9 protein-coding genes and 1 pseudogene are annotated in these 9,129 nt (G+C 63.3%); 4 read left to right on the forward strand and 6 right to left on the reverse strand.

The features are described from left to right. Positions 1 to 416: 416 nt before the first annotated feature. Positions 417 to 688: pseudogene (locus EV674_RS18045) on the forward strand (transposase); the annotation flags it as partial. Here EV674_RS18045 and EV674_RS16975 read toward each other — a convergent pair. Together EV674_RS16975 and EV674_RS16980 are read right to left on the reverse strand one after the other, a co-directional pair. After that, the gene (locus EV674_RS16975; protein ID WP_119014865.1) at positions 666 to 1,199 is read right to left on the reverse strand and encodes an ImmA/IrrE family metallo-endopeptidase; all 534 of its coding nucleotides are present in this window, start codon (positions 1,197 to 1,199) and stop codon (positions 666 to 668) included. The pseudogene EV674_RS18045 and the gene EV674_RS16975 sit on opposite strands and share 23 nt — an antisense overlap. A 127-nt stretch (positions 1,200 to 1,326) precedes the next feature. Continuing rightward, the gene (locus tag EV674_RS16980) at positions 1,327 to 1,839 is read right to left on the reverse strand and encodes a tellurite resistance TerB family protein (RefSeq protein ID WP_119014864.1); all 513 of its coding nucleotides are present in this window, start codon (positions 1,837 to 1,839) and stop codon (positions 1,327 to 1,329) included. 412 nt (positions 1,840 to 2,251) lie between these two features. Between EV674_RS16980 and EV674_RS16985 the strand changes: the two genes are divergently transcribed. The 3 genes from EV674_RS16985 to EV674_RS16995 are packed head-to-tail and all read left to right on the forward strand — an operon-like array spanning position 2,252 to position 4,691. Next, positions 2,252 to 3,154: a methionine ABC transporter ATP-binding protein gene (locus EV674_RS16985; protein WP_119014863.1), complete on the forward strand. Its 903-nt coding sequence runs from the start codon at positions 2,252 to 2,254 to the stop codon at positions 3,152 to 3,154. Beyond that, on the forward strand, positions 3,147 to 3,809 hold the full coding sequence (locus tag EV674_RS16990) for a methionine ABC transporter permease (protein ID WP_119014862.1): 663 nt from the start codon (positions 3,147 to 3,149) through the stop codon (positions 3,807 to 3,809). Before EV674_RS16985 ends, EV674_RS16990 begins: the two co-directional genes overlap by 8 nt. Positions 3,810 to 3,863: 54 nt before the next feature. After that, on the forward strand, positions 3,864 to 4,691 hold the full coding sequence (locus EV674_RS16995) for a MetQ/NlpA family ABC transporter substrate-binding protein (protein ID WP_119014861.1): 828 nt from the start codon (positions 3,864 to 3,866) through the stop codon (positions 4,689 to 4,691). Positions 4,692 to 4,713: 22 nt separating this feature from the next. Here EV674_RS16995 and EV674_RS17000 read toward each other — a convergent pair whose 3' ends face one another. The 4 genes from EV674_RS17000 to EV674_RS17015 form a co-directional block, all read right to left on the reverse strand. Next, positions 4,714 to 5,967: an SEL1-like repeat protein gene (locus tag EV674_RS17000; protein ID WP_241525043.1), complete on the reverse strand. Its 1,254-nt coding sequence runs from the start codon at positions 5,965 to 5,967 to the stop codon at positions 4,714 to 4,716. Positions 5,968 to 6,009: 42 nt separating this feature from the next. Next, a complete protein-coding gene (locus EV674_RS17005; RefSeq protein ID WP_241525044.1) occupies positions 6,010 to 7,617 on the reverse strand; it encodes a DUF4384 domain-containing protein in 1,608 nt (535 codons plus the stop codon). Positions 7,618 to 7,790: 173 nt separating this feature from the next. Beyond that, positions 7,791 to 8,219, reverse strand: a complete 429-nt coding sequence (locus EV674_RS17010; RefSeq protein ID WP_193552731.1) for a hypothetical protein — start codon at positions 8,217 to 8,219, stop codon at positions 7,791 to 7,793. Positions 8,220 to 8,356: 137 nt separating this feature from the next. After that, positions 8,357 to 8,854, reverse strand: a complete 498-nt coding sequence (locus EV674_RS17015) for a hypothetical protein (RefSeq protein WP_132750513.1) — start codon at positions 8,852 to 8,854, stop codon at positions 8,357 to 8,359. Positions 8,855 to 9,129: the final 275 nt, after the last annotated feature.

Here is a 9,129-nt window from a genome sequence, read left to right on the forward strand (position 1 = left end):
CCGCAGGACTGAGCTTTCTCATGTCGGTCAGTTTCATCAAGACAACATCCGGGTAATCAGAAATATTTCAAGTCGTTTTGTTTCTAATTAATAAGATTATCCTTGCGTGTGTTGGCTCTGAAAGTCAATACTGTAGGGTATCTCTGCATGAATCCCTGAGAGATGTGCTTGACCAAGTCTGAAGTCAGAACAATCAGCGCATGAGGTAAAGCAGCCTGAGCACGCACCTACGCTCCCGAGAGCGGATGTCGGAGCCAGCAGCCCTTTGTGGTGTAGACCCTGCTGCGCATCCATTTCATGCAGCAATGGTTCAAGCTGAGCGCCCCAGCGATGAAAGAGGTCCTTTACGACGTGCCTGCCTTCCGGGACTTTGCAGGCCTGTCGCACTGGGATGAACCAATCCCCAGTGATGCCGGAACGTGGTCATGCGCCCGGGCCTGCGCCGGGCTTTGGACAAAGATCAACCTCTGTAGGCGTTGATCAATCAGTTGGAACGCACCAAGGCCAGCATCAGGGCCAAGGTGGAGCATTCCTTCAGAGTGCTCAAGCAGCAGTTCGGGTGCGTGAAGGTGCGCTACCGGGGGGGCTCAGGAAGAACACGGCGTAGATCGTTACGTTCTTTGCGCTGGGCAATCTAATCTGTGACTGGCCGCGCCGGGCGCGATCTACAGCAGCGCCATGCGGTTGACTTGCAGCGCCAGCGGCTGGGGCAGGCGCAAGTCCAGGTCGGCCAGGCGCTGTTTGATGAGCAGCGGGGGCACGTTGAACACATGGGCCAGCTCTTGCAGCTGCACCTCGGGCTGGGGGCGCGGGCCTATGGCTTGCACGCTGTAGCGCAGCACGGGGGCGGGAACGAGCAGGCCCAGGGCGAACTCGTTGGCCTCGCTGTCGTTGCGCTGGGTGTGGTCCACGGCAAAGTTGTCTTGCACCGCAATCAGCCGGTGCGTGCCCGGGCGCAGGTGGTGCAGCGCGCGGTGCCCCAGGGCCTGGGCCACGGCGTAGCGCTGGTGGATGACGGGGTGGCGCGTGCCGATGGTGATGCGGGCCAGGTTGTGGGGGCTGATGTCCAGGCGGGCGCACTCTGCCAGGGTGTCGCTCAGGACGATGGCGATGCCCATTTTTTTGGCGATTCGCGCCAGATTGACGGGTACCGATTGGTCCCAGTAAAGGTTCAGGATGCCTTCTGCAAACAGGGCCATGGGCCATTATCAGGCGACTTGCAGGCCCCCCATGCAAACGCCCTGCACTGGCGCCGCAGGGGCGGGCAAGAGCAGGGCGTGATGGCAGCGGGCCGCGCCCACACGGGCGCAGGCGGTGCGGGTGCGCTTACGAGGGCAGGCTGATCTTGACCTGGTAGCTGGCGTCGTTCTTGGGGTGGTTCTGGTTGGTGAACACCGAGCGGTCGTTTTTCAGGACGATCACTTCAAAGAATGGACGGAAACGCGCTTCCGACACGCCAAAGGCTTGCAGGAATTTGCCAAACAGCGCTTGCTCTTCGGGTTCGGGCTGGCCGTCCACCAGCGACGAGTCAATCAGGTTGACCAGAATGCACATTTTTTGTGCATCGCTGAGCAGCGGCGCGGCTTCTTGCAGGAAGGTGTCGATGGGGTTCTTGCGGCGGTACTTGACGGCGTTGTCCAGCAAAGCCTGGTTCTGGGCGCCCACGCCCACGGTGCCGTTGCCTTGCTCTTCGCCACCCAGCACGGACAGCAGGTGGCCGATCTCTTCGTGGTCGATCTCGCCGTCGGCCGACATCATGTAGATCAGGCTGGTGGCAAATGCCAGGTGGGGCGTCATTTTGTCGCCCGAGTCGCTCTTGAACATATCAAACAAGCCCATTGCATCGTTCCTTGAAAAGTAGGTAGAAAAACACACCGCCAGCGCGCTCTGCCCAAAGCCGAAACGCTGGCGTGTCGGCGAAGTGTAGCCAGTGCGCGCGGGCCGTTGCAGCACCCAAATCCTTTGGCCTCGCAGGCCTAATTTTTAAGAAAAAAACGGCTGTAACGACCGTCTGGTGGGCGCAAGAAGCTACCAACTTTATAGCAAATGGACGCGCCTGGTGCGGTGTGGCAGCGCGGCGCAGCGGGCCTGAAAAACGCATTTTTGGAAATTTGGTGCAGCTTCTTTATTCGTTATGGGAATAAGAAGCATCCGATTAAGTCGTTCCTTTTGGGCCGGGGCGTGGTCAGAATCGCCTCCTCTTGATGGGCAGGGCCCACCGGCATGTGCCCAGGCTTTTGATTCTTTTGCTATGACCTCTTCTGTTCCAGAGCGCAGCGCCAAGGCGCCCGTGATTCGCCTCCAGGGCGTGCGCAAATCCTTTGTTTTGCCCAAGGGCGCGGTGTTCGATGCCGTGCATCCGCTGTCGCTCGACATCCCCGAGGGCGAGGTGTTCGGCCTGATTGGCCAAAGCGGTGCGGGCAAATCCACCCTGCTGCGCCTGATCAACCTGCTGGAACGCCCCGATGCGGGCCAGGTGTGGGTGGCCGGGCGCGAGTTGACGGGCCTGTCGCGGCGCGACCTGCGCGAGGCGCGCCAGAACATCGGCATGATTTTTCAGCAGTTCAATTTGCTGCAAAACGCCACGGTGTTCGACAACGTGGCCTTCCCGCTGAAGATCCACGGCCACCATTCGCGAGCCGAGATCCACGCCCGCGTCAACGAGTGCCTGGCGCTGGTGGGCCTGACCGAAAAAGCGGGCAGCTACCCGGCGCAGCTCTCGGGCGGGCAAAAGCAGCGCGTGGCCATTGCGCGTGGGCTGGCGCCGCGCCCCCAGGTACTGCTGTGCGATGAGCCGACCTCGGCGCTGGACAGCGAAACCACGCGCTCGCTGCTGCAAACGCTGCGCGACATCAACGAAAAAATCGGCGTCACCATCGTCATCGTGACGCACGAGCTGTCGGTGGTGGAGGCGCTGTGCAGCCAGGTGGCCATTCTGGAGCGCGGCCATCTGGTGGAGCAGTTTGCCCTGGCCGATCCGCCCGCCCCGCGCAAAACGGTTTTGGGCCGCGAGATTGACGAGCTGGTCGAGCGCCGCGCGCGTGAGGCGCTGCGCCACAGCGCCCCGGCCAGCACCCATCCCACCAGTGCCCGCGCCACCCCGGCCAGCGCGCCAGCAGTGCCCCTTTTTACCCCCGAGCCTTCCTATGTCTGAAAACATCATCGCCATCCTGCCCGAGCTGTGGCTGGCCATTGGCCAAACCCTGCTGATGCTGGCCATCGGCCTGAGTGCGGCCTTGTTCATCGGCGGCCCGCTGGGCGTGCTGCTGTTTTTGCTGGGGCCGGGGCAGTCGCTGGAGAACAAGCCCGCGTTTCTGGTGCTCAACTGGATCGTCAACACCGTGCGCTCTTTTCCTTTCATCATTTTGCTGGTGGCGCTGGTGCCGTTCACGCGGGTGATTGCAGGCACGTCGATTGGCCCGTTGGCGGCTGCGGTGCCGCTGTCGTTTGCGGCCATTCCGTACCTGGCGCGGCTGGTGGAGCAGTGCCTGCGCGAGGTGCCCAAGGGCGTGATCGAGGCGGCGCACGCCATGGGCGCCTCGGAGCTGCAAATCGTCTGGCGCGTGCTGGTGCTGGAGGCGCGCTCGGGCCTGGTGCTGGCGCTGACCGTGCTGGCGGTGAGCTTTTTGTCGTACTCGGCCATTGCCGGGGTGGTGGGCGGCGGCGGCATTGGCGACCTGGCCATCCGCTATGGCTACTACCGTTTTCAGACCGATGTGATGGTGCTCACCGTGACGCTGCTGGTGGTGATGGTGCAGGCCATCCAGTTCATCGGCAACACGGCGGCGCGCCGCTTGGACAAGCGCTGACACCGCATCTGCACCCTATTTTTCTGTTTCTTTCACACCTCTGTGGCTTTACCCATGAAAAACTTTTTGCTTCGCCGTTCTGTTCTGGCTTTGTCGGTGGCTGCCTTGTCGCTGGGTGGCCTGTCTTTGGGCGCCAGTGCGCAGGACGCCACCAAGAAACAACTCGTCATCGGTGGCACCGCTGGCTCCAACATCGACCAGCTCAAGCTGGGCATCGTGCCGTTGCTGGAAAAGAAGGGCTACAAGGTCAAGCTGGTGGAGTTCAACGATTACGTGCAGCCCAACCTGGCGCTGGCACAGGGCTCGCTGGACGCCAACTTCTTCCAGCATCTGGTGTACCTGAAGAAGTTTGCCGCTGACCAGAAGCTGGACATCGTGGAGCTGGTGCAAGGCCCCATCGCGCCGCTGGGCGTGTATTCCAAAAACCGCAAGTCGCTGGCTGAGGCCAAAGCGGGCGACCGCGTGACCCTGCCCAACGACCCCAGCAACCTGGCCCGTGCCCTGGTGCTGCTGGAGCAGCACAACCTGGTCAAGCTCAAGAGCGGCATCGACCCGCTGCGCGCCTCGGAAAAAGACCTGGCCGAGAACCCGCGCAAGCTCAAGTTCATTCCGCTGGAGGCCGCGCAACTGCCACGCTCGCTGGGCGACAGCGAGTACGCCATCATCAATGGCAATTTCGCCATCTCCTCGGGCCTGAAGCTGACCGAGGCCGTGGCGCTGGAGAAAACGCCCGACCATTACCTTAACGTGGTGGCCGTCAAGCGCGCAGACAAAGACACGCCCTGGGCCAAAGACCTGGCCGAGGTGTACCGCTCCAAGGAATACAAGGCGGTGGTGGACACCAAGTTCCAGGGCTACGCCAAGCCTGCTTTCTTACAGTAAGGGCGGCTCGCGCGGGCGCTTGTCAGTGGCGGATGCCGTCCTGTACGGCGCGCCAGGGCGGCGGGATCATGTCGTAGAGCGGCGTGGGGTCGCGCACAAAAAGCTGCGGGCTGGGCGCTGACAGGGTGGGGAGCACGGCGCCTTCGCGGGTCACGTCCAGGTTGGCCAGCTGCTGCATCCAGGCGATGTCCACGCTGCCATCGGCAGCAGGGCGCGAATAGATGCGCTCCAGCATGCGCTGCGCGGGTTTGCTGCCGTTGGCAGCGGCCACCTGGTACAGCCGCAGTGCCTCTGCGTAGTTGGACGGTACGCCGTCGCCGCGGTGATAACGCAGTGCCTGGGTGAACCATTCATTTGCGTTCTGGCTGCGCGGTGGCGACTGCGTTGGCGCTTGCAGGCGGCTGGCCAGCAGCTGGGCGTTGGCGGCGGCGGCGGGCGAGCGCTGTGCGGCGGCGCGAAACTGTGCCAGCGCCTCTGGCAGGCGACCGGCACTCACGCTCTCCAGTCCCAGCTCGTTGAGGGCCTGCGCGTTGCCTGCCTGGGCAGCGCGCACCAGCAGTTCGCGCCAAGGCGGAGGGGCTGCGGTTGTGTCGCGCGTCCCGGTGGTGGCCATGTGCAGCGGGGCCAGTTTGGTTTCCACCAGCCATTCCAGGTAGAGGGCGCGGCCTGGGTCGGTGCTGCGCAACCGGGCAATCCAGGGGCGTGCTGCGGCCGGGTTGGGCGGTGCTGCGCAGCCATCAATCAGGCACCAGGCCAGCCCGGCAGGCGCCAGCGGGTGGCCCAGCAGCTGGGCGCGCTCAAACCAGCGGCGTGCGTCTGCGGCGTCGGCAGGCATGGCCCGGCCATGCAGAGCCAGCAACCCCAGCAGCCAGGCCGCTTCGCGCGGTGGCGGATCGCCAGGGGGGCGGCTGGGCGAAGCCGCGTTGGCATTGGCAGTGGCGCGCAGTTTTTGCAAGGCTCGCTCCTGGGACAGGTTGCTGGGGCCGGGTTGCTGCAGTACAGGGGCTTTCAGTTGCTCCGGGTCTATGTGCTGCGGTGTGGCGGGGCTGGCGCTGCGCTGCTGGCCGTTATCGCTGTAGCGTGGTGTGGGGGGGCGCAACTGGGTGGGGTCTATGTGCTGCACCTGGGGCATGGTCTGCGTCCAGGCCTGGGCACAGACGCCGCCCAGTGACAGCGCCAACGCAATGCAACACAGCAGGGCAGGGGCTGCATCGCCACCCTGCACGGCAGGGATGACCCTGGCCGTGCGTGCGCGGGGGAGGAGGGATGGGCGCATGGCAATGGCCTTGGCAGGTGTGGCGGTGGCGGGGCGCCGCGCTCATTTGCTGGCCTGTTGTGCTGGCGCTGGCCGCCGTGGCACCACCTGCCAGTATTTGGCGTTGCCGGTGTAGCCATCTGCGCCCAGCGCCTGGGCAAAGACCTGGTTGATCTGCTCCAGCCGGTTGTATCCGGTGATCGGCTTGAGCGCAGGGCCACGCAGGGCTTCGGGCAACTGTGCCTGGCGGTCTTCGTCGGTGGCAAAGCAGGCCACGCCTTCGGTGCCGGGGGCGGCTGCGTCCATGATGAAGCCGGGGTTGGGGCTCATCCAGTCGGGGATGCGCACGGCCTGGTTGGCCGACACCCAGCCCGAGGGGTTGGCGCTGTTGGGCAGCAGGCGTATGACCGTGCCCCGGGCGTCTGCCAGATAACACGACAGGTAGGAGGTGCGCGAGAGCGTGGCCGACAGGAAGATTTGCTCGCCCACCTCAAAAGCAGTGCGCTCCAGCATGATGTTTTCTATCTGCATGTCGATGGTGCGCGCTGGGGCTGCTGCGCCATAGGCCAGTCTGGTCGCAGGTGTCCCCGAGGTTGTGTCGTCGGGCGGTGCTGCCGCAGCCACCGGGGTGGCGCTGGTGGTGGCCCAGCCCACCCGCGCGAGCTTGCCGTCGGTGCCCAGGGTGACAAAGTTGCGCAGCGCACGCTCGTAGGTGGTGAAGTCGATCACACCGCTGACCACCATGCCCTGATCGGTCTGAAAGCGCGCTACGGCAAGGCGCAGCATGGGGCTGTTGTCCGGCAACTGTTCGGCCCCGGCGCTCAGGTAGCCCCGGCTGATCAGCGAGCGCTTGACCAGCTGGTGTTGAACGACAGAATCGCCCTCGTCATACCAGTCGCGCAGCTGGCGCTGGAAGTCGGGGTGGGTTTGCTCCAGCGTCAGGCACTGCCAATAGGGGATGCGTGCCCATTTGCCAATCAGCTCGATGGTGGCCAGCTCCACCAGGGTGCGCACGGCGCTGCCAGCGCCCTGGGTGTAGTCGCGCCCCACGTTGAACTGCACGCCGTAGGTGCCGATGCGCCCTGCCAAGTCCAGCCCTTGGCCGCCAGTGCCTACGATGACCTCGTTGGCCGAGTCCAGCCCCGGAATCAGTGTGCGCGTGCGAAAGTCGCCCAGGTGCATCTCCAGCCCGATGATGGTGGCATTGCGGTTCTTGCTGTAGCCCAGGTCAATGCGCGGGCCCGACAGACCGGCATCAAAGCGGTTGTTGATGACGTTCTGATCGACAAAAGCGATGGCCCCCGACAGGTACAGCGCAGGCCGTTGCAGCTGCATCTGGTTGTTGTTGAGCAAGATGGTGGTGAGGTTTTGCACCGTGTCCTGGCGCGCAATGTCCACTTCGTAGTCCACGAAGCGAAATGCGTTGCTCAGCCGCGACATCTGCGAGATGGCCGTAATCACCATGTCCTTGGTGGCCACCGACACGCGCGATGAGTAGTCGGGAATTTGCTTGCTGGTGATCAGCGTGGTGGGCAATTGGGCGTCGCGCAGCATCACATCCATGCACTGCAACGAGTCCGAGAAGCTGGAGATCGAGCGTGTGGGGCGCACCACGGGCCTGTCCGAGATGGAAGCCTGGTTCTGGAAGGCCGCGTCATTGCGTGCATCCATGGGCGTACTGCACCCTGTGACCCATACCGCACCCGCCAAGGCCAGCAAGGTGCCTGAACGAAAGCGACCGAGCTTCAAAAGGCGCGCTACAGCGCCCGCAATAGTGGTGGACGGCATAAGGCTCCCTCTCCTGCTGTGCAGGCGCTTGTGGCGTTTGGCGTATGGATGTCGATTTATTTACAGATGTTGACCAGATCACCGCGCAGTACAACGACCTGCGGCGCCTGGTTGGGGCCGTAGCGGGCTGTGTTGGTGGTGCTGGCTGACAGCGTGTTGCTGCCCACTTCTTGCACACAGGTCTTTTGCATGCCTTCGGCATTGGCCGTAGTGACCACATCGTTGTTGGTCAGGATGCCGGTGGTGTCTGCCGAGAAGGCCTTGGCTTCGTAGCGGGCAATGCGTGCGCGCAGCCAGGAGGGGGTGCCGGTGTTGCCGTCAATGTTGCCTGATGCCTGCGCCGGACCGGTGGGCATCATCTGGATGACGAGCTTTTTGCCCAAGATGACCGGGTCTTCGCCGGGGGCCTGGGCCCAGACCAGTGCGGTGCCGCACCAGGCCAGAACCGTGGCAGCCAACCATTGCGACAGGATATTGATAGTCATGGGGCACCTCCGTCAAATAAGTGGGGGGAAGGGGGCCCACGGCGCGCAAGGCAAGGTGGGCCCGCCCTCAAAGGTGGATGTCGGCAGCGCTGGGCTGGCCGACAGGTGGTGCAGAAGGCTCTGCACCGGGTTTGCGATCAGCGAGGGCCGCCACCGCTGTTGTGGGCAGTGGCACCAGGTGCGCAAGTGAAGCAGGCGTTGTTGCTGGCCACGTTTTGCACGGCCTTGCTGTTGCTGCCGCTGGACAGGTTGGACAGCGATGCAAACATCAAGGTGGTGGACTGTGTGGAATTGCCGCCAATGGTCACGTCACCCAGGTTGGACGACACGTTCTGGCTGGCGTAGGCATCGCTGCCCGTGGCTTCGTTGGAAATCGACGAACCCATGTTGGCGTTGACGCTTTGGGTCGAGTTGCCGCTGATGGTCACATCACCGGAGTTGCTGGCCAGGTTTTGGATCGCTTCGCTCTTGGAGCCTGTCGATTTGTTGCTGACGAATGCCGATGTCAGTGACACGGTCTGGGTCGAGTTGCCCGTGATGCTGATGGCGGGGGCTGACGAGGTGGGGGGGACGGGGCCAAATGCCATGGCAGAGGAAGCGATAACACCGAGGGCGATGAAAGCAAGGGATTTCATGACTGTTCCTTCAAGATGTGGACTCAACACTGGCAGCTTCCGCAGCGGATCTGCGGGGCGGCCGACCTTGACAGGACGCTGGCTGGAACACTGTGCCGGGGTTGCCGGTCAGGGCCCGTTGGCGTTCTGTCTGGGTTCAGTGTCTGTCTGTTGCGGCGCGCTGCACATACCTAACGGACGCTAGTACTACAGCCGTAGTACTTGATGTAAAGTGCCACGCGTCAAAACAACGTGGCAAGTCAAGATGACGGTAGAGGTGCAGCCGTGGCTACAGG

Origin of the sequence: Simplicispira metamorpha (assembly GCF_004341365.1) — a bacterium.
Classification (GTDB): Bacteria; Pseudomonadota; Gammaproteobacteria; order Burkholderiales; family Burkholderiaceae_C; genus Simplicispira; species Simplicispira metamorpha.

What these genes read in the sequence shown, in the direction of transcription:
- EV674_RS16975 (WP_119014865.1), bottom strand. Translation starts at nt 1,199, where the DNA reads ATGGCCCTGTTTGCAGAAGGCATCCTGAACCTTTACTGGGACCAATCG.
- EV674_RS16980 (WP_119014864.1), bottom strand. Translation starts at nt 1,839, where the DNA reads ATGGGCTTGTTTGATATGTTCAAGAGCGACTCGGGCGACAAAATGACG.
- EV674_RS16985 (WP_119014863.1), top strand. Translation starts at nt 2,252, where the DNA reads ATGACCTCTTCTGTTCCAGAGCGCAGCGCCAAGGCGCCCGTGATTCGC.
- EV674_RS16990 (WP_119014862.1), top strand. Translation starts at nt 3,147, where the DNA reads ATGTCTGAAAACATCATCGCCATCCTGCCCGAGCTGTGGCTGGCCATT.
- EV674_RS16995 (WP_119014861.1), top strand. Translation starts at nt 3,864, where the DNA reads ATGAAAAACTTTTTGCTTCGCCGTTCTGTTCTGGCTTTGTCGGTGGCT.
- EV674_RS17000 (WP_241525043.1), bottom strand. Translation starts at nt 5,967, where the DNA reads ATGCGCCCATCCCTCCTCCCCCGCGCACGCACGGCCAGGGTCATCCCT.
- EV674_RS17005 (WP_241525044.1), bottom strand. Translation starts at nt 7,617, where the DNA reads ATGGATGCACGCAATGACGCGGCCTTCCAGAACCAGGCTTCCATCTCG.
- EV674_RS17010 (WP_193552731.1), bottom strand. Translation starts at nt 8,219, where the DNA reads ATGACTATCAATATCCTGTCGCAATGGTTGGCTGCCACGGTTCTGGCC.
- EV674_RS17015 (WP_132750513.1), bottom strand. Translation starts at nt 8,854, where the DNA reads ATGAAATCCCTTGCTTTCATCGCCCTCGGTGTTATCGCTTCCTCTGCC.